We start from the raw sequence: 16816 nt of genomic DNA on the forward strand, positions 1-16816 counted from the left end.
CTCCGCCGAACTGTCCCGTTCGGGCCGGTCACGGCCCCCGAGGTGGCCGGGACGGCCCGGCGCCGGGCCCGGGTCAGGGGTGCGCGCGGCAGCGGCAGAGCAGGTCGAAGGCGGCCCCGGCGGCCACCGCGAGGTCCGCGGCGACGGCGCGCGGCGGCTCGCCGGCCAGGACGCGGCGGCGCAGCTCGCGCAGGGTGGCCCGGTGGACGCCCGCGAGCGCGCCGGCCAGCAGCGGCGAGCCGGGGGCGGGGGGCAGGGCGGCGGCCAGCGCGGCCTCGGCGCGCTCGCCGATCTCCCGCTCGCGGGCCCGCAGCGCGGCGCTGGCCTCGACGGCGCGGAAGAACGGCGCCGAGTCCGGGCCGAGGCCGTACGCCGGGTCGATCCGCTCCAGCGCGCCCCGCAGGTCGTCGCGGACGGCCGCCACCGGGCAGCGCCCGGGCGGGAGCGCGGCCACCAGGGCGGCCAGGTGCCGCTCGACCTCGGCCTGCCGGTCGAAGAACAGGTCCTCCTTGGCCGGGAAGTAGTTGAAGACCGTATTGGTGGAGACGCCCGCGTGCCGGGCCACCTCGGCGACCGTCACCCGGTCGAAGCCGTGCTCCAGGAACAGCGGCAGCGCGGCGTCGGCGATGGCGCGGCGGGTCTGCCGCTTCTTGGTCTCACGAAGTCCCGGGGATGCCATGGGGCAATGATAGGGTCACTGAAAAATTGGAGTGACACTAATATTTTTCGGGAGCCGCAGATGCACCAGGACGGACGGCACGCGTTCAGGTTCGGGATCTACCCCGGCGCCCTGCTCGGCGACGAGACCGGGATCGTCCACCCCGTCCGGCCCGACGACCCGGTCGCGCTGGCCGCGGTGCTCGACGAACTCCAGGGCGCGGAACCGGAGTTCCTGGTCCGGATCTACCACTCCTTCGCCCGCACCGTCGCCCCGCCCGACCGCACCCCCGGCGACTGGGCCGACCGGACCGGCCGCCCCGGCCGGAAGCTCGACCTGGTGCTCCAGTTCCGCGAGCCCACCGGCAGCACGGACGGCTGGGCGCAGTACGTGCGCGGGCAGGTCCGCCGGTTCGGTCCCCGGCTCGGCTCGGTGCAGATCTGCGAGGAGCCCAACGCCGACCTGCCGGTCCTCGACGGCAGCGTCCCCGGCGTCCGGGCCGCGCTGGTCGAGGGCGTGCTGGCGGCGAAGGCCGAGGTCCGGGCGCTCGGCCTGACCGCCCCCGTCGGGTTCAACGCCGTGCCGACCCTCGACCCCGCCGCGGACTTCTGGCCCGCGCTCGGCGCGCTCGCCCCGCCGGACTTCCCCGCCGCGCTCGACTACGTCGGCCTGGACTTCTTCCCGGACGTCTTCCGCCCCGTCCCGCCCGGGCAGCTCGCCGCCGCGGTCTCCTGGGCCCTGGACCGGTTCCGGCACACCGACCTCCCGGCGGCCGGCATCCCCGCGACGGTCCCGATCCGGATCTGCGAGAACGGCTGGCCCACCGGCCCCGGCCGCCCGGAGGCCGAACAGGCCCGGGCGCTGGCCACCGTGATCCGCGAAGTCGCCCGCCGGGCAGCGGAGTTGAACCTCGACGGCTACACCCTCTTCGCCCTCCGCGACGCCGACAGCTCCGGCGACCGCCTCTTCCACCACTTCGGCCTGCTCCGCGACGACCACACCCCGAAACCGGCCTTCGCCGTCTACCGCGACCTGATCGCCGAACTCGGCCCGGCCCTGCGCGCCCGCCGGGAGTGAACGGCCGCGCCGGCAAAGCGGATCAGGGAGAGACGGACGGGCGACCCCACCCCGGGCGGAACAGCGACGATTGCTCGCGCCCTGCCCTGTCGGGGGCGTCCCGTGTTCCGCTGGGTGGGTGCTCGCGCTCCGCGCGGTTGTGCGGGGAGGCGGCGGCTGTGGGCACCCGCCCCGGCGGGGGCTTCGTCTGCCACTGGGGTCGTCCCGCGTTCTGCCGGGCCGACACTCGCGCTCCGCGCGGTTGTGGGCCAAGGGGGGCGGCTGCTTGCGCCCGCCCGCCCGGCCGGGGCGGCGCTTGCGCTCCGGGCGCTTGCGGGGTCAGACGTGCGGGTGCTTCGTGCAGGTGATCCAGCGGTTGGCGGCGAAGGGGTCGTGGGGCTCGGGGCGGAAAGCGGGGGAGTGGTCGAAGGGGGTGCGGGTGGTGGTGGTCCAGCCGAGGCCGGTGAGGGTGGCGGCGGTGTCGGGGCGGGGGCCGGGGGCGAAGAGGGCGAGCAGGTCGATGCCGAGGCGGGTGCGGGTGGCGGCGTAGACCGGTGAGGAGCGGACGGAGGGGGACTCCGGGGCGGTCTTGACCTCGTAGGCGAGGGTGCTGCCGGGGGCGCTGAGGGCGTTCAGGGCGGTGGCGAGGCGGAGTTCGGCGGCGGCCGGGAGGTAGAGGAGGAGGCCCTCGGCGAGCCAGGCCACCGGTCGGGTCGGGTCGAGTCCGGTGGCGGTGAGCGGGCCGGTCCAGTCCGCGCGCAGGTCGGCGGGGACGGGGCGGCGGTCGGCCCGCGGAGCTGCGGCCAGCCCGTCCAGGACGTCCTGCTTGAAGCGCAGCACCTCGGGCCGGTCCACCTCCCAGACGGTGGTGCCGGCCGGCCAGGGCAGCCGGTGCGCGCGGGCGTCGAGCCCGGCGCCGAGCAGCACCACCTGCCGGGTGCCGGCGAGCGTCGCGCTGAGCAGGTGTACGTCCAACACCCGGGTGCGCAGGGCGAAGTAGCCTGCCAGCCGGTCCCAGACCGGGTCGCCCGGGGCGATCCGGGAGGGGTCGCGAGGCCAGTCGGCGCAGCCCGGCGCGGCCCGGACGAAGTGCTCGGCGAACGGGTCGACGGCCAGCGGCCGCGGCCGCCGGGACTCCAGCGCCCGAGCGTGCGCCACCAGCAGCGCGGTCCGCCCCACCCCGGTGCCCACCCCCGCACCGTTCTCCGCTTCCGCCCCGGCCCTGGACGCTGCCTCTGCCCCAGTGTCGGTCCCGGCCTCCGCTCCCGTCCCGGTCCGAGTGCCGGCCTCGGCTCCGGCCCCGGCCTCCGCCTCGGTTCCGGCTCCAGCCCCGGCCTCGGCCCCGGTTCCGGCTCCAGCCCCGGCCCCGACCCCCGTGGCGTTCTCCGCCTCCGCCCCGGCGTCGGTCTCGGCCTCCGCTTTGGTTCGGACCCCGGCCTCTGCCTCCGCCCCGGTCCGGGCGCCGGCCTCGGTCTCTGTTCCGGCCCGAGCCTCGGCCCCGGTCTCGGCTGCCGTCCTCGTTCCGGCCGCTGTTCCTGTGGCGTTCAGGGGGGTCATCGTCGGCCTGCCGGTTCGGGTGCTGCGAGGGGGACGGGCGGGGCGAAGGGGTGGTCGGTGAGGTCGGTGATCCGGGCGCCGTACAGCCGGGCCATGAAGCGCAGGATGTCGGCGTCCGCCAGGTGCAGGGCGGCGGTGCAGTCGCGCAGCACGGTCAGGTGCAGGCCGCGCTGGAAGGCGGTGCGGGCGGTGGAGTCCACGCAGACGTCGGTGAACAGGCCCGCCAGCACCAGGTGGTCGATGCCGCGGCGGTGCAGGTGGGGCTCGAACTCCGGGTCCTGGAAGGCGTCGAAGCAGGCCCGCTTGGTGAACACGGCCTCCTCCGGCCGGGGCCGGACGGCGTGGAACTCGGCGCCCCAACTGCCCTCCAGGCACTTGGGCCGCTTGCCGAGCACGGCGTCCCGCCACTGCCAGGCCGGGCCCTGGTGGGCCGGGTCGCCGAGGAAACGGACGAACAGCACCTCGACGCCGGAGCCGCGGGCCAGGTCGACGGCGCGGGCGCAGTTCGCTGCGGCCAGCGCGAGCAGCGCGGGTTCGCCGGGGAAGCGGGCGGCGGCGACGTCCCCGACGCAGAAGTCGTTCTGCAGGTCGACCACCACCAGGGCCGTGCTCACCGGGCCACCGCCTGCGCGCCGGACCCGCTCGCGGGGACCAACACCCGCCCGGGGGAGCCGAGTCGGGCCAGCACGGCGTCCGCGGCCTCGGTCGTCCCGGTGCTGCCGCCGAGGTCGGGGGTGCGGGCGCCGCGGGCCTGCGCCTCGGCCAGCGCCCGCTCCACCGCGGCCTCGGCGCCGGGGCAGCCGGCGTGCCGCTCGGCGATCCGGGCGGCGGCCCGGATGGTGGCGACGGGGTTGACCAGGTCGAGCCCGGCCAGGTCGTCGGCGGAGCCGTGGACGGTCTGGTACTCGGTCAGCCCGGCCGCGTCCGGGTGCAGGTGGACGTTCTCGGTGCAGCGGTTCTCCTGCCGCTCGGAGCCGTACCGGTCGAGCAGGACGACGTGCATGATGTCCGCCCACTCGTTGCCGGCGATCAGCAGGGTGCGGTCCGCGGCGCCGTGCGCGAGTAGGTTGCGGTTGACCGTGTCGGGCTGGAACAGGCCGATGTCCAGGCCGAGTTCGGCGGACAGCTCGGCGGTCCAGTCGTCCAGCGCGCCGTCCAGCAGGTGGTACTTGTAGGCCATCAGCACCCGGGCCGGGCCCTCCGGCCAGAGCGCGCGGGCCCGCTCGACGGCGTACCGGACCACCCGCCCGGTGGTGGCGCGGTCGAACTCCAGGGTGCGCACCACCCGGCCGGGGGTGTGCGCGTTCTCGCCGGTGTAGAAGCCCTGGGCCTGGTCGCGGACCAGCAGCAGCCGGGCCCCGTCGGCGGTCAGCGGCTCGACCTTGACGGCGGCCAGCCGCTGCCGGACCAGGTACAGCGACTGGGCGTTGATCGCGGTCCGGAACACCGCCCGGACGCCGGCCGCGGCCTGCTCCCGGCAGAACGCCTCGTAGTGCGCGGCGTCCTGCTCGGTGAGCGCGGCGACCTCCGCGGTACCGGCCGCCTCGGCCCGCAGCGACACGTACGAGTGGTAGAGCCGTGGCGAGCGCACCAGCTCGACCCGGCGGCCGTGCAGCCGGACGATCCGGTCCAGCACCCGTTCGAACACCGGGGCGAGTTCGGGGCCGGTGCCGCGGCCGACGGCCAGGGCGATGCGTGCTGCGGTCATACGGGGACTCCTCGGAAGTGGCGGGGCGGGGCCGGGCTGGATCAGGAAGGCTGGACGACCAGGTGGTTGCCGAGCGCGTCGGGCCGGTCGGGGGCGTAGAAGTGCCGGATCTCGCGGGCCCAGTCGGTGACGGCGATCCGGTCGGCCAGGTCCGGGCCGATGGCGTCGAACAGGGCCTCGGTGTTGGGCTTCTCGAAACCGATCGCGGTCATCAGGGCGAGGAAGCGCGGCCGCTCGATCAGGCCGTCGCCGTCCGGGTCGCCGAGCGCGGCCAGGGCGTCGGCGAAGGCGGCGGCGGTGGGGCCGAAGCGGTCGGGGTCCAGCACGAAGCCGCCGAACTCCTCGGCGTCGACCACCCCGTTGCCGTCGGTGTCCAGGGTGGTGAGCTGCTGCCAGTAGCGGTCCAGGCTGTCGGCGAGGGCCTGCCGGTGCGCCGGTGCCGAGTCGTCGGCGACCGCGAGTACGCGCTCCGTCATCAGCTCGAAGTCCTGGGCGTCCAGCACTCCGTTGCCGTTGGCGTCGAACAGGGTGAAGACCAGCGCGGCCCGGCGGTGTGCCTGCTCGGTCATGGCGGGGGTCCCTTCGTCGCGGCGGGACCGGCCGGTGCGGCCGGGCCTCGGCCGGGTCTCCCACTCTGCGGGGCCGGCGGGCCGGGCCCCGGCGGAACTGACGGTGCGTCACCCGGGGGAGTGACGGAGGTGACGCGGGTGATGTTGGTCACGCCCCGTGAACGGGGCGCGGGGCGCTGACGGTCCGTCAGTTCGGGCCGGGAGCTGCGCGGTAGCCGTCCTGGGCCGGGCGGGGTGTGGCCGCCGTCACGTACACCCCGGGAACCACCGCTGGTCAGCGGGCAGACCGGTCCCCGGTCGGCCGGGCGGCGCTGGCTAGCATGGGGGCGCCTAGCTCGGCCTACCCTCGAAAGTTGAATCGTGACTGTCAACGACGACGTGTTCACTGACTGGAAGAACCGCGAGGAGCTCGCGGAGTCGATGATCCCCATCATCGGCCGGCTCCACCGCGAACGGGACGTCACCGTCCTGCTGCACAGCCGCTCGCTGGTGAACAAGTCGGTGGTCAGCATCCTGAAGACCCACCGCTTCGCCCGCCAGATCGCCGGCGAGGAACTCTCGATCACCGAGACCTTCCCGTTCCTGCAGGCCCTCGCCTCGCTCGACCTCGGCCCCTCCCAGATCGACCTGGGCCTGCTCGCCGCCGCGTACCGCGCCGACGACCGCGGCCTGTCGGTGGCGGAGTTCACCGCCGGGGCGGTGTCGGGTGCGACCGGCGCCAACAAGCTGGACCGCCAGGCCCCGCGCGACGTGGTCCTCTACGGCTTCGGCCGGATCGGCCGCCTGCTGGCCCGCCTGCTGGTCGAGAAGGCCGGCGGCCTGCGGCTGCGCGCCATCGTGGTCCGCAACGGCGGCGGCGACGACCTGGTCAAGCGCGCCTCGCTGCTGCGCCGCGACTCGATCCACGGCCAGTTCCAGGGCACCATCACCGTGGACGAGACGAACAACCTGATCGTCGCCAACGGCAACGCGATCCAGGTCATCTACTCGAACGACCCCAGCGAGGTGGACTACACCGCCTACGGGATCGACGACGCGATCCTGATCGACAACACCGGCCGCTGGCGCGACCGCGAGGGCTTGTCCAAGCACCTCCGCCCCGGCATCGCCAAGGTCGTGCTGACCGCCCCCGGCAAGGGCGACGTCCCGAACATCGTGCACGGCGTCAACCACGACACCATCAAGCCGGACGAGCAGATCATCTCCTGCGCGTCCTGCACCACCAACGCGATCGTGCCGCCGCTGAAGGCGATGAACGACGAGTACGGGGTGCTGCGCGGCCACGTGGAGACCGTCCACTCGTTCACCAACGACCAGAACCTGCTGGACAACTACCACAAGGCCGACCGCCGCGGCCGGTCCGCGCCGCTGAACATGGTGATCACCGAGACCGGTGCCGCCTCGGCCGTCGCCAAGGCCCTCCCGGACCTGCAGGCGAAGATCACCGGCAGCTCGATCCGGGTTCCCGTGCCGGACGTCTCGATCGCCATCCTGAACCTCCAGCTGGCCCGCGAGACCACCCGCGAGGACGTGCTGGAGCACCTGCGGGACGTCTCGCTGACCTCCCCGCTGAAGCGGCAGATCGACTTCATCGACTCGCCCGACGCGGTCTCCAGCGACTTCATCGGCTCCCGCCACGCCTCGATCGTCGACGCGGGCGCCACCAAGGTCGAGGGCGACAACGCGATCCTCTACCTGTGGTACGACAACGAGTTCGGCTACTCCTGCCAGGTCGTGCGGGTCGTCCAGCACGTCTCCGGCGTCGAGTACCCGACCTTCCCGGTCGCCGCGCACTGACGCGTCCGCACCGCCGCGTCCGGGTGGACGCGTCCGCACCGTCGTGGAACCCCGTTCGGCCTCCGGGCCGGGCGGGGTTCCGTGCTTTCCTGGGGCGCTCCGGTGCCCGACGCGCCGTCAGTTCGGTGCCGCGGCGCGCTTCCTGGCGTAGGCGCGGGCGGCCCGGACCCGGTCGCCGCAGCGGGTCGAGCACCAGTGCCGGGCGGCGTGGGTGCGGACGAAGAAGCGCGAGCACGGCGCGCCGCCGCAGCGGGCCAGCCGGTCCGCGTCCGGGCCGGTGAGCAGGTCGGCGGTGTCGGCGGCCAGCAGGGCCATCGCCCGGTCGGCGATCCGGTCGGCCGGGTGCGGCAGCGTCCGGTGCGGGCCCCGTTCGGCGTCCCAGTGCAGCAGCGGCGCGGACGGGGCGGCCGTCAGCGCCGCGTTGACGGCGGCCAGCGCCTCGGCGGTGGGCGGGCCGCCGTCGACCCGGGCGGCCAGCAGGGCGCGGACCGCCGCCCGCAGCCCCCGGAGCCGGTCGGTGCAGACCTGGTGGACGCGCCCGTCGGGCGGCGCGAGCCGGTGCTCGACCAGCCAGGCGGTGGCCTGCTCCGGCACCGCCAGCAGGTCGTGCGGCCCCGAGGGCAGGGTGAGCAGCGAGTTGGCGAAGTCCAGTGCCGGGTACCGGTCGGTGCCCGGGGCGGGCGCGGGGACGGCGGGGCTGCTCGGGTTCATGCCTCTCATGCTAAACGTCCGGGTTGGGCATGAGGAGTCGCGCGCCGTTCTCACGGAAAAGCTTGCGGTCGTCCGTGAGGGGTCGCTAGATTTCTCTCACGGAGAAGTTGAAGTTTTCCCGTGAGGGAATGTCGAATCGCGAGGTGCGCCATGTCCGCCGTCCCCACCGTGCAGGTCTTCGGAGGCCCCACCGCCCTGATCGAGTACGGCGGCCTGCGCCTGCTCACCGACCCCACCTTCGACGCCCCCGGCGACTACCCGCGCGGCGACGGCCGGTTCCTCACCAAGACCCTCCCCGGCACCGTCGACCCCGCCGCCCTCACCCCGGTCGACGCCGTCCTGCTCTCGCACGACGAGCACCCCGACAACCTCGACCGCAGCGGCCGGGCCCTGCTCGCCGACGTCCCGCTCACCCTCACCACCCGGGGCGGCGCCGAACGCCTCGGCGGCACCGCGCGCGGCCTCGCCCCCTGGCAGAGCGTCGACCTGGACCGCCCCGGCGGCGGCGCGGTCACCGTCACCGCCGTCCCCGCCCAGCACGGGCCGGACGGCAGCGAGCCGGTCGTCGGCGAGGTGATCGGCTTCGTCCTCACCGGCGACGGCCTCCCCGTGGTCTACGTCAGCGGCGACAACGCCTCGCTCGCCGTGGTCGAGCGGATCGCCGAACGCTTCGGCCCCGTCGACACCGCCGTCCTGTTCGCCGGCGCCGCCCGCACCGGCATCTTCGACAACGCCCTGCTCACCCTCGACAGCGCCCGCGCCGCCGAGGCCGCCGCCCTCCTCGGCGCCCGCCGCGTCGTCCCCGTCCACTTCGACAGCTGGGCCCACTTCACCGAGGGCCGCGAACCCCTGCTCGCCGCCTTCACCGCCGCCGGCCTCGCCGACCGCCTCGAACTCGCCTGACCTGCCCGGTCGGGGAGTACCGGTCCCTGGACGAGTGGTGCGCCGCGGGGACGGGGGAGGTGCTGTTCGAGACCTATGACCACCAGGGGCGGGCGGACTCCGTGCGGAGGCTGCGGACGCCCGGTCCACCCCACCGCCTGCCGCCCGAACCGGTTCGTCCCCCGGGACCGGCCGGAACCGAACGGCCCCTCCTGCCCGGCCCCGGGGCGACGGTGGTGGGTGCGACGATGGGGCCGTACGGGCGGGTGGTGGTGGAGCGGGAGGGGTGGCCGGTGGGGCGCGGTGCGCGGGAGGTCCGGGAAGTGCTCGGCCGGGCCGGGCGGCTGGTCGGGGCGGCCCGGGTGCTGGCCGCCGACCACGGGGCCGCCGTCGAGCGGGTGGCGGTCGCGCACCGGGCCGTCTTCGGACGCCTGGTGCGGGCCGAACTCGCGGCCATCCCGGTCGAGCGGCTCAAGGACGTCAGCGAGGGCCGCCTGCAGGTCGGCGCCCTCACCGCCGCCGGGTACCGGACGGTCGCCGACGTGCACGACCGCACCCGGCAGGACCTGCTCCGCGTCCCCGGCGTCACCGCCCCCGCCGCCACCCGGCTGCTGGCCGCCGCCGCGGGCATCGCCGCGGCCGTCGAGGAGGGCACCGCCGTCCGCCTCGACCCCGCGCACCCCGACGAGGACGCCACCGCGCTGCTCGCCGCCGTCCACCACCTGGTGCAGGCCGGGCCCGCCGCCCGCCGGACGGTCGCCGAGGCCGCCGCGTTCGCGGACCGCCTGGCCGCGCCGCTGGCCGCCGCCCGCCCCGCCCGGGGCCGGCTGCGCGGCCTGCTGGCCGGTGCCGAGCGCCGCGAACTCGCCCGGGCCGCCGTCGAGTCGGTGGCCGAACAGGTCGGGGCCGCGGAGGCGGACGGGCTGCCGCTGCGGATCGCCCAGGCCGGCGCCGACCTGCTCCGCCCGGCCGCCGACCGGGTCGAGAGCTGGGTGGCGTTCGAGCACGCCCCCGCCGACTTCTACGCCGAACTCGCCCTGCTCGCCGAGGACGGCCGCCTCACCGGCCCCACCACCCGCGGCGGCCGCCCCGCCGCCGAGGGCCACCTCCCCGACCCGCTCGCCGAGGCGGTCCGCGCCCAGCCGCTGGACGAACGCCGCTGCACCGTCTCGCTCCGCGGCTACCAGGCGTTCGGCGCCCGCTTCGCACTGGCCCGCCGCCGGGTCGTGCTCGGCGACGAGATGGGCCTCGGCAAGACCGTCCAGGCCCTCGCCGTCCTCGCCCACCTCGCCGAACGGGCCGCCGCCGGGGCCGGGGAGGGCGCCGAGGGCCCCGCCGCCGCGCCGCCCGCCGAGAACGGGGAGGCCCGCTTCCTGGTGGTCTGCCCGGCCTCCGTGCTGGTCAACTGGCAGCGGGAGACCGCCGCCCGCACCACGCTGGCCGCGCACCGCTACCACGGCCCCGGCCGGGAGGCCGCCCGGGAACGCTGGGAGGCCGAGGGCGGGGTGCTGGTCGCCACCTACGAGTCGCTGCGGACGCTGCCCGAACAGCCCGTCGCCGCCCTGGTCGTCGACGAGGCGCACTTCGTCAAGAACCCGGCCGCGCTGCGCACCCGCCTGGTGGCCGCGTTCGCCGCCCGCACCCCGTACGCGCTGTTCCTCACCGGCACCCCGATGGAGAACCGGGTCGAGGAGTTCCGCACCCTGATCGGCCACCTCCAGCCCGAACTGCTCGCCGAACTCCCCACCACGATCGGCGCATTGGGCCCGCGCGCGTTCCGCCGCGCGGTCGCCCCCGGCTACCTGCGCCGCAACCAGCAGGACGTGCTGACCGAACTCCCGGACGTGGTGCGGGTGGACGAGTGGACCGACCTCTCCGGCCCGGACCGCGCCGCCTACGCCGCGGCCGTCGCCGAGGGCAACTTCATGGCGATGCGCCGCGCCGCCTGGGCCGACCCGGCGCACTCCGCCAAGCTGCGCCGCCTGCGCGAACTGGTCGGCGAGGCCGCCGAGAGCGGGCACAAGGTGGTGGTCTTCTCGTACTTCCGGGAGGTGCTGGCCGCCGTCGCCGGCGCGCTCGGCCCGGCCGTCGCCGGGACCGTCGAGGGCGGCCTCGACATCGAGGAACGGCAGCGCCTGGTCGACGCGTTCACCGCCACCGCCGGGCACGCCGTGCTGCTCTGCCAGATCCAGTCCGGCGGCACCGGCCTCAACCTGCAGGCCGCCAACGTGGTGCTGCTGTGCGAACCGCAGCTCAAACCGACCCTGGAGGACCAGGCGGTGGCCCGCGCCCAGCGGATGGGCCAGCTCCGCAGGGTCCGGGTGCACCGGCTGCTCGGCACCGACAGCGTTGACCGCGGCCTGGTCGAACTGCTGCGCCGCAAGGCCGAGTTGTTCGACGGCTACGCCCGGCGCAGCGAACTCGCGGAGAACACGCCGGAGGCCGTGGACGGCTCCGACCGGGCGCTGGCCGCCCGGATCGTGGCCGAGGAGCAGCTCCGGCTGGCGGCCGGCTGATCCCCGGCTCCTGACTGACCGTCAACTCCCGCCGCTCACAGGCGGACCAGCATCTTGCCGGTGTTGGCACCGGCCAGCACGCCGAGGAAGGCGTCCACCGTCCGGTCGAAGCCGTCCAGCACCGTCTCGGCGGCGAGCACCCGGCCGGAGCGCAGCCCGGGGATCAGCAGGTCGTACAACTCCTGCTGGGCGTCCAGGTGGTGGCGGACCAGGAAGCCCTCCAGCCGGATGCTCCGGCCGACCAGTTCGAACAGGTTGTGCGGGGCGGCGGGCGGCGTCGCGGCCCCGTACTGGGCGATCGCGCCGCACCAGGCGATCCGGCCGAAGTCGCGCATCGCGCCGATCGCCGCCGCCAGGTGCTCGCCGCCGACGTTGTCCAGGTACACGTCGATGCCGTCCGGCGCGGCCTGCGCGAGCAGCTCGGCCACCGGCCCGTCGTGGTGGTCGAAGGCCGCGTCGAAGCCCAACTCCCCGGTCAGGAAAGCGGTCTTGGCGGGGCTGCCGGCCGAGCCGACCACCCGGCGGGCGCCGAGCAGCCGGGCCAGCTGGCCGGCCGCGGTGCCGACGCCGCCGGCCGCCGCCGAGACGAACAGGTCCTCGCCGGGCTTCAGCGCCGCGACCCGGGTCAGGCCGACGTACGCGGACAGGCCGGTGCCGCCGAGGACGCCCAGGTGCGCGCTCAACGGCACCCCCGCCGGGTCCGGCAGCACCCGGACCTGCTCCGGCGCCACCACCGCGTGGGTGCGCCACCCCTGGCGGTGGATCACCGGCGTCCCGACCGGCAGCGCCGCACTGCGCGACTCCACCACCCGCCCCACCGCCCGCCCCTCCAGCGGTGCGTGCAGCCCGTAGCCGTCCGGGCCGCCCGCCATCGACCCGAGCATGTACGGGTCCACCGAGAGGAAGGCGTTCTCGACCAGCGCCGCGCCCTCGGTCAGCGGCGGCAGCTCGTCCTCGACGAAGGCGAACAGCTCGGCGGTGGGCAGCCCGTCCGGGCGGGCGACCTGGTGGACGGCGCGGGCGGACCGGGTGGCGGTACGGGGCATGGCGGAGCACTCCGTTTCGAGAGGAGGGAGCAAGGAGGAAGGGGGTGACGTGGGGAAACGCTACGGAGCGGGGCCGCCGCCCGGCAGCCCCCGTCGTCGATGGCAGCCCCCGTTCCATGAACGCCGTTCATGGCAGGGGCTAGGCTGGTCCGATGGCGGACGAACTGCTCCCGCAGGAGCTGCGGATCCTGGTGGCGGTCGCGGACAGCGGCGGGTTCACGGCGGCGGCCGGGCGGCTCGGGCTGACCCAGTCGGCGGTCTCGCACGCCGTGCGCGGCTGCGAGCGCAAACTCGGCGCGGTGCTGTTCGAGCGGGGGCGGCGCGGGGCGGTGCCGACCGCGGCGGGGGAGCGGGTGGCCGGGCACGCCCGGCGGATCCTGCGCCTGCTGGCCGCGCTGCCCGCCGAGGCCCGGCCGCAGGCCCCGGAGCGGCCGAGCGGACCGCTGCGGATCGTCGCCTTCCGCAGCGCCGCCGTCCAGGTGCTGCCCGCCGTACTGGCCCGACTCGCCGCGGAGCACCCCGAGTTGGAGCCGCAGGTCCGGGTGGTCCGGGACCTCGGGCGGGGCACCGCCGGGGAGGTCGCCGACGGCCGGGCCGACCTCGCGCTGGCCACCCTGGGCCCCGTCCCGCCCGGCCTGGTCGCCGCCCCGCTGTACCGCGAGGAGTACGCCCTCGCCCACCGGCAGGGGCACCCGGACCCGCGCAGCCTGCCGCTGGTCGACTGGGACGAGAACTGCGGCTCCTACACGGCCGACTGGTGGCGCCGCCAGGACTGGATACCGCCCGCGACCATCAACGTCTCCGACGACACCGTGGTGCTCTCGATGGCAGCCCGCGGCCTCGGCATGGCGATCATGCCCCGGCTCAGCCTGGACCGGCTGCCGGACGGACTCGCCGTCAGCGACCTCGGACCGGACCGCCCGTCGCGGCAGGTCGGCTACGTCACCACGCCCGAACTGGCCAGGACCGCGGCCGTCCGCGCGCTGATCCGCACGCTGCGCGCCGTCCCGCTGCCCGACGGCGCGATCGCGGTGGACGGGCGGTGACGGGAAGGCGAAGAAGGGGGGTTGAGTCCCGCCGCCCGTAGCGGGGGCGCCCGGCCCGGGAGAGATCAAGTGGGCAGGGTGGGCGGCGGGACAAGGAGTGACGAACCCCGCAATCAGTGTGGAAGGCGGCGCTCACGTTCCACTAACGTCCTGCTGACGTGCGCAAACGCCGAGCGCAAGGGGTTGACTTGACTGACGGTCGACACCCGGGGGAGGGTACGCCGGAAGGCTGCCGAGCAGCCCGGGAGGGCGACGGGGGGAACGGTGAGGGCACTCGCCGGAGTTCAGGACGGACCGATGGCGGCCGACGGGCTGGTCCTGCGTAGACCGTGCCCCGCGGACGCCGCCCTGGTGCACCGCGGCACCCACGACCCGCTGGTCCGGGAGTTCCTGCAGGCCGTCGTCCCGCACCGGGACACCGCAGCCGCCGAACGCTGGCTGGCCGAGGTCCCCCCGCTGCTCTGGCGGACCGGCCGGGCCGCCTACTTCACCGTCGAGGCCGCGGCCGCCCCCGACGCGCCCCCCGGAACCGGGGAACCCGTCGGCTGGGCCGAGCTGGTGAACATCGACCCCGCCGCCGCGCGCGCCGAGGTCGCGGTCTGGCTGCTGCCCGAGCACCGCCGCCTGCGCACCGCCAAGGCCGCGCTCCGCCTGGTCTGCCGGTTCGGCTTCGAACGCCTCGGCCTGGAACGGATCGACGCCTACGCCGCCGCCGACAACATGCCCAGCCAGCTGATGGGCGCCGCGATCGGCTTCCGCCGGGCCGGCTACCGCCCGGGCGCCTTCCGCAGCTCCCGCACCCACCGGCTGCACGACGCCGTGCACGCCACCCTCGTGCCCGAAGACCTCTGCTGACGACCGCCCCGAAGACCGGCAACGACCCCGAAGAACCCGAAGACCGAGAACGACACCGAAGACCGAGAACGACACCGAGGACCGCGACGGCCCCGAGGGCCGGGCGGACCTCGACGAGCGACCCCGCCGAACCCCCCGAGGCTCCCACCTCCCCGCACCCGAAGCAGGAGTGACGACATGTCAGGAAGCGTACGACTGGACGACGGAGCCCGCGGTGAGCTGCTGATCACCGCCGACGGCGCGTTCCGCGCCACCCGGGACGGCCGGGAGCGCACCGGCCGGATCGACCCCGCGCTGATCCGCCGGGTGCTCGGCGGCCTCGGCCCCGCGCCCGCCCCCGTCGAGGACCCGGCCGCCGGGCGGCGGCTGACCGTCCAGGGCCAGCCCGGGCAGCCCGACCGGCAGTGGGCCGACGGCACCGGGGCGCCGGTGCCGCCGTCCGCCGCGGCGCTCGGCGCGCTGCTGGAACTGGCGCTCGGCGACCCGTCCGCCGCGGCCGTGCTGCCCGCCGCGCTCGCCCTCCCCGACCCGGTGTCCGGCACCGCCCGCACCGCCGCCGTGGTCGGCACCGTCGCCGGCCGGGCCGCCTACGCGCTGGTCGAGCCGGACGGCGCGTTCGGCCTGACCGCGCTGGACGACGCGGCCCCGCTCGGCGGCTCCGGCGCCGACGCCGGGCTCGCGCCCACCGCCGTCGCGCTCGGCGAGGCCGCCGGGCGCTCGCTGTTCGCGGTCGGCGGCACCGACGGCGCCGTCCAGGTCTGGGACGCCACCAGCGGCGAGGTGCTGCACGGCACCACCGGCGGCGAGGGCGCGCAGGCCGTCGCCGCGCTGGTCTGCCGGGACATCCCGGTGGCGTTCTCGGCCGGGCAGTCCGGTGACCTGCGGGCCGTCCGGGCCGACGACGGCCGGGTGCTCGGCACCCTGCCGACCGGCGGCCACGGCGCCACCGCGCTGCGCGCCGCGCACTGCGGCGGCCTCGACCTGCTGGCCGCCGCCGCGCCCGACGGCACCGTCCGGGTCTGGGACGCGGGCACCGGCGAGCTGATGCACCTGCTGGTCGGCCACCGCGGCGAGGTGCTGGCGCTGGCCGTGCTCACCGTCGACAACCAGGCCGTGCTGGCCTCCGCCGGGCAGGACCGCCGGATCCGGGTCTGGGACCTCGCCACCGGCCAGAGCGTCGCCGAACTCGACGGCCACACCGGCACCGTGACCGGCCTGGCCTTCACCACCCTGGCCGACCGCCCGGTGCTGGCCTCCGCCGCGCTCGACGGCACCCTGCGCACCTGGGACGTCTACGACGGCCGCCCGCTGACCGGCTGGCCGGCCGGCGAGTGGCTGACCGGCCTGGCCGCCGTCGGCGACCTGCTGTACACCGGCGACGAGACCGGCCGGATCACCGCCTGGGAGACCGCCACCGGGCGGCCCCGCACCGAGGGCGTGCCCGCCGGGCGGCCCGGCACCCCGCTCACCGCGCTGGCCGCCGGGGAGGCGGACGGCGCCCCGGTGCTGGCGGCGGGCTTCGGCGACGGCGCGCTCGCGGTCTGGGAGCTGCCGACCGGCCGTCAGCTGCTCGACCTGCCCGCCGAGGGCGGCCCCGTGCACACCCTCGACCTGACCGCCGCCGGCCCCGGCGGCCCGCTGCTGGTCAGCGGCACCGCCACCGGCGCGGTGCGCAGCCACCGGCTCGCGGACGGCACCGCGCTCCCGCTGCCCGTCCCGCACGCCGGGGCGGTCACCGGGCTGGCCTTCACCGCCGGCGAGCAGCCGCTGCTGGTCTCCGCCGGACGCGACGGCGTGATCGCGGTCCGGGGCGCGGCCGACGGCGCCGACAGCCGCCGGTTCCGCACCGGGCAGGGCCCGTTCACCGCGCTCGCCGCCACCTCGGCGGGCGGGCAGCCGGTGCTGGCCACCGCCGGCGAGGACCTCGCGGTGCGGCTGTGGCACGCGGGCAGCGGCGCGGCCGGACCGGTCTGCACCGGCCTGGCGCGCCCCGCCGAGGTGCTGGCCTTCGCCGAGATCGGCGGCCGCCCCGTGGTGATCGCGGGCGCGGCCGACGGCACCGTGCTGGTCTGGGACGTCCAGAGCGGCGGCCGGACCGCCGAGCTGACCGGCGGCGGCGCGGCCGTCCGGGCCGTGGTGGGACGGGAGTTCGACGGCGAGGCGCTGCTCGCCGCGGGCGACGCGGACGGCACGCTGCGGCTCTGGCACCTGGGCAGCGCCACCCTGCTCAACGAGGCCGCGCTGGACGGCACCCCGCTCGCCATCGAACTCGACGCGGCGGGCCTGCGGATCGTCACCCCCGCCGGGGCCGTCACGCTCTGACGGGGCGCCCGGCCCGGTGGTGACCAGCCTCACGTCACGGGCGCCGAACGACCCGGTCGGATGCGGAGGTTCACCGAATCTTCACCACTCGAC

14 protein-coding genes are annotated in these 16816 nt (G+C 76.2%); 7 read left to right on the forward strand and 7 right to left on the reverse strand.

Features of this window, described 5'->3' with window-relative positions; genetic code table 11:
- Nucleotides 1–73 precede the first annotated feature (73 nt).
- Entirely contained in the window at nt 74–679 is a 606-nt protein-coding gene (locus ACIQBJ_RS05695; RefSeq protein ID WP_400704067.1) for a TetR/AcrR family transcriptional regulator, read from the reverse strand.
- A gap of 60 nt (nt 680–739) precedes the next feature.
- Here ACIQBJ_RS05695 and ACIQBJ_RS05700 point away from each other — a divergent pair, with 60 nt between their 5' ends.
- Complete coding sequence (locus ACIQBJ_RS05700) at nt 740–1735, forward strand: hypothetical protein (protein ID WP_400704070.1); 996 nt, start codon at nt 740–742, stop codon at nt 1733–1735.
- A 318-nt stretch (nt 1736–2053) separates the two neighbouring features.
- Here the strand turns inward: ACIQBJ_RS05700 and ACIQBJ_RS05705 are convergent, their stop codons facing one another.
- From ACIQBJ_RS05705 to ACIQBJ_RS05720, 4 genes are all read right to left on the reverse strand, one after another.
- Nucleotides 2054–2905 (reverse strand): SAM-dependent methyltransferase, encoded by an 852-nt coding sequence (locus tag ACIQBJ_RS05705; protein WP_400704073.1) that lies wholly within the window; start codon nt 2903–2905, stop codon nt 2054–2056.
- A gap of 362 nt (nt 2906–3267) precedes the next feature.
- A complete protein-coding gene (locus tag ACIQBJ_RS05710) occupies nt 3268–3885 on the reverse strand; it encodes a cysteine hydrolase family protein (RefSeq protein WP_400704076.1) in 618 nt (205 codons plus the stop codon).
- On the reverse strand, nt 3882–4979 hold the full coding sequence (locus tag ACIQBJ_RS05715; protein WP_400704079.1) for an isocitrate/isopropylmalate family dehydrogenase: 1098 nt from the start codon (nt 4977–4979) through the stop codon (nt 3882–3884). The genes ACIQBJ_RS05710 and ACIQBJ_RS05715 overlap by 4 nt, the downstream gene beginning before the upstream one ends.
- 41 nt (nt 4980–5020) lie before the next feature.
- The gene (locus ACIQBJ_RS05720; protein ID WP_400704082.1) at nt 5021–5548 is read right to left on the reverse strand and encodes an EF-hand domain-containing protein; all 528 of its coding nucleotides are present in this window, start codon (nt 5546–5548) and stop codon (nt 5021–5023) included.
- 360 nt (nt 5549–5908) lie between these two features.
- Between ACIQBJ_RS05720 and ACIQBJ_RS05725 the strand changes: the two genes are divergently transcribed.
- A complete protein-coding gene (locus tag ACIQBJ_RS05725; RefSeq protein ID WP_400704084.1) occupies nt 5909–7345 on the forward strand; it encodes a glyceraldehyde-3-phosphate dehydrogenase in 1437 nt (478 codons plus the stop codon).
- Between the two features lie 117 nt (nt 7346–7462).
- On the opposite strand, the gene ACIQBJ_RS05730 is transcribed toward ACIQBJ_RS05725, so the two are convergent.
- Nucleotides 7463–8056 (reverse strand): ABATE domain-containing protein, encoded by a 594-nt coding sequence (locus ACIQBJ_RS05730; protein WP_400704086.1) that lies wholly within the window; start codon nt 8054–8056, stop codon nt 7463–7465.
- Nucleotides 8057–8206: 150 nt separating this feature from the next.
- Between ACIQBJ_RS05730 and ACIQBJ_RS05735 the strand changes: the two genes are divergently transcribed.
- Nucleotides 8207–8959 carry an MBL fold metallo-hydrolase gene (locus tag ACIQBJ_RS05735; RefSeq protein ID WP_400704088.1) on the forward strand — a complete coding sequence of 251 codons (753 nt, stop codon included), beginning with the start codon at nt 8207–8209 and terminating at the stop codon, nt 8957–8959.
- A gap of 215 nt (nt 8960–9174) precedes the next feature.
- Nucleotides 9175–11454, forward strand: a complete 2280-nt coding sequence (locus ACIQBJ_RS05740; protein ID WP_400704089.1) for a DEAD/DEAH box helicase — start codon at nt 9175–9177, stop codon at nt 11452–11454.
- Nucleotides 11455–11489: 35 nt separating this feature from the next.
- Here the strand turns inward: ACIQBJ_RS05740 and ACIQBJ_RS05745 are convergent, their stop codons facing one another.
- Nucleotides 11490–12500 (reverse strand): NADP-dependent oxidoreductase, encoded by a 1011-nt coding sequence (locus ACIQBJ_RS05745; RefSeq protein ID WP_400704090.1) that lies wholly within the window; start codon nt 12498–12500, stop codon nt 11490–11492.
- A 152-nt stretch (nt 12501–12652) separates the two neighbouring features.
- On the opposite strand from ACIQBJ_RS05745, the gene ACIQBJ_RS05750 reads away from it, so the two are divergent.
- The 3 genes from ACIQBJ_RS05750 (at nt 12653) to ACIQBJ_RS05760 (ending at nt 16723) form a co-directional block, all read left to right on the forward strand.
- The gene (locus ACIQBJ_RS05750; protein ID WP_400704092.1) at nt 12653–13546 is read left to right on the forward strand and encodes a LysR family transcriptional regulator; all 894 of its coding nucleotides are present in this window, start codon (nt 12653–12655) and stop codon (nt 13544–13546) included.
- Nucleotides 13547–13843: 297 nt separating this feature from the next.
- A complete protein-coding gene (locus tag ACIQBJ_RS05755; protein WP_400704094.1) occupies nt 13844–14401 on the forward strand; it encodes a GNAT family N-acetyltransferase in 558 nt (185 codons plus the stop codon).
- Nucleotides 14402–14578: 177 nt separating this feature from the next.
- The gene (locus tag ACIQBJ_RS05760) at nt 14579–16723 is read left to right on the forward strand and encodes a WD40 repeat domain-containing protein (protein WP_400704097.1); all 2145 of its coding nucleotides are present in this window, start codon (nt 14579–14581) and stop codon (nt 16721–16723) included.
- Nucleotides 16724–16816: the final 93 nt, after the last annotated feature.

This window comes from Kitasatospora sp. NPDC088391 (assembly GCF_044753345.1).
Lineage (GTDB): Bacteria > Actinomycetota > Actinomycetes > Streptomycetales > Streptomycetaceae > Kitasatospora.

What these genes read in the sequence shown, in the direction of transcription:
- ACIQBJ_RS05695 (WP_400704067.1), bottom strand. Translation starts at nt 679, where the DNA reads ATGGCATCCCCGGGACTTCGTGAGACCAAGAAGCGGCAGACCCGCCGC.
- ACIQBJ_RS05700 (WP_400704070.1), top strand. Translation starts at nt 740, where the DNA reads ATGCACCAGGACGGACGGCACGCGTTCAGGTTCGGGATCTACCCCGGC.
- ACIQBJ_RS05715 (WP_400704079.1), bottom strand. Translation starts at nt 4,979, where the DNA reads ATGACCGCAGCACGCATCGCCCTGGCCGTCGGCCGCGGCACCGGCCCC.
- ACIQBJ_RS05720 (WP_400704082.1), bottom strand. Translation starts at nt 5,548, where the DNA reads ATGACCGAGCAGGCACACCGCCGGGCCGCGCTGGTCTTCACCCTGTTC.
- ACIQBJ_RS05730 (WP_400704086.1), bottom strand. Translation starts at nt 8,056, where the DNA reads ATGAACCCGAGCAGCCCCGCCGTCCCCGCGCCCGCCCCGGGCACCGAC.
- ACIQBJ_RS05735 (WP_400704088.1), top strand. Translation starts at nt 8,207, where the DNA reads ATGTCCGCCGTCCCCACCGTGCAGGTCTTCGGAGGCCCCACCGCCCTG.
- ACIQBJ_RS05745 (WP_400704090.1), bottom strand. Translation starts at nt 12,500, where the DNA reads ATGCCCCGTACCGCCACCCGGTCCGCCCGCGCCGTCCACCAGGTCGCC.
- ACIQBJ_RS05750 (WP_400704092.1), top strand. Translation starts at nt 12,653, where the DNA reads ATGGCGGACGAACTGCTCCCGCAGGAGCTGCGGATCCTGGTGGCGGTC.
- ACIQBJ_RS05755 (WP_400704094.1), top strand. Translation starts at nt 13,844, where the DNA reads ATGGCGGCCGACGGGCTGGTCCTGCGTAGACCGTGCCCCGCGGACGCC.
- ACIQBJ_RS05760 (WP_400704097.1), top strand. Translation starts at nt 14,579, where the DNA reads ATGTCAGGAAGCGTACGACTGGACGACGGAGCCCGCGGTGAGCTGCTG.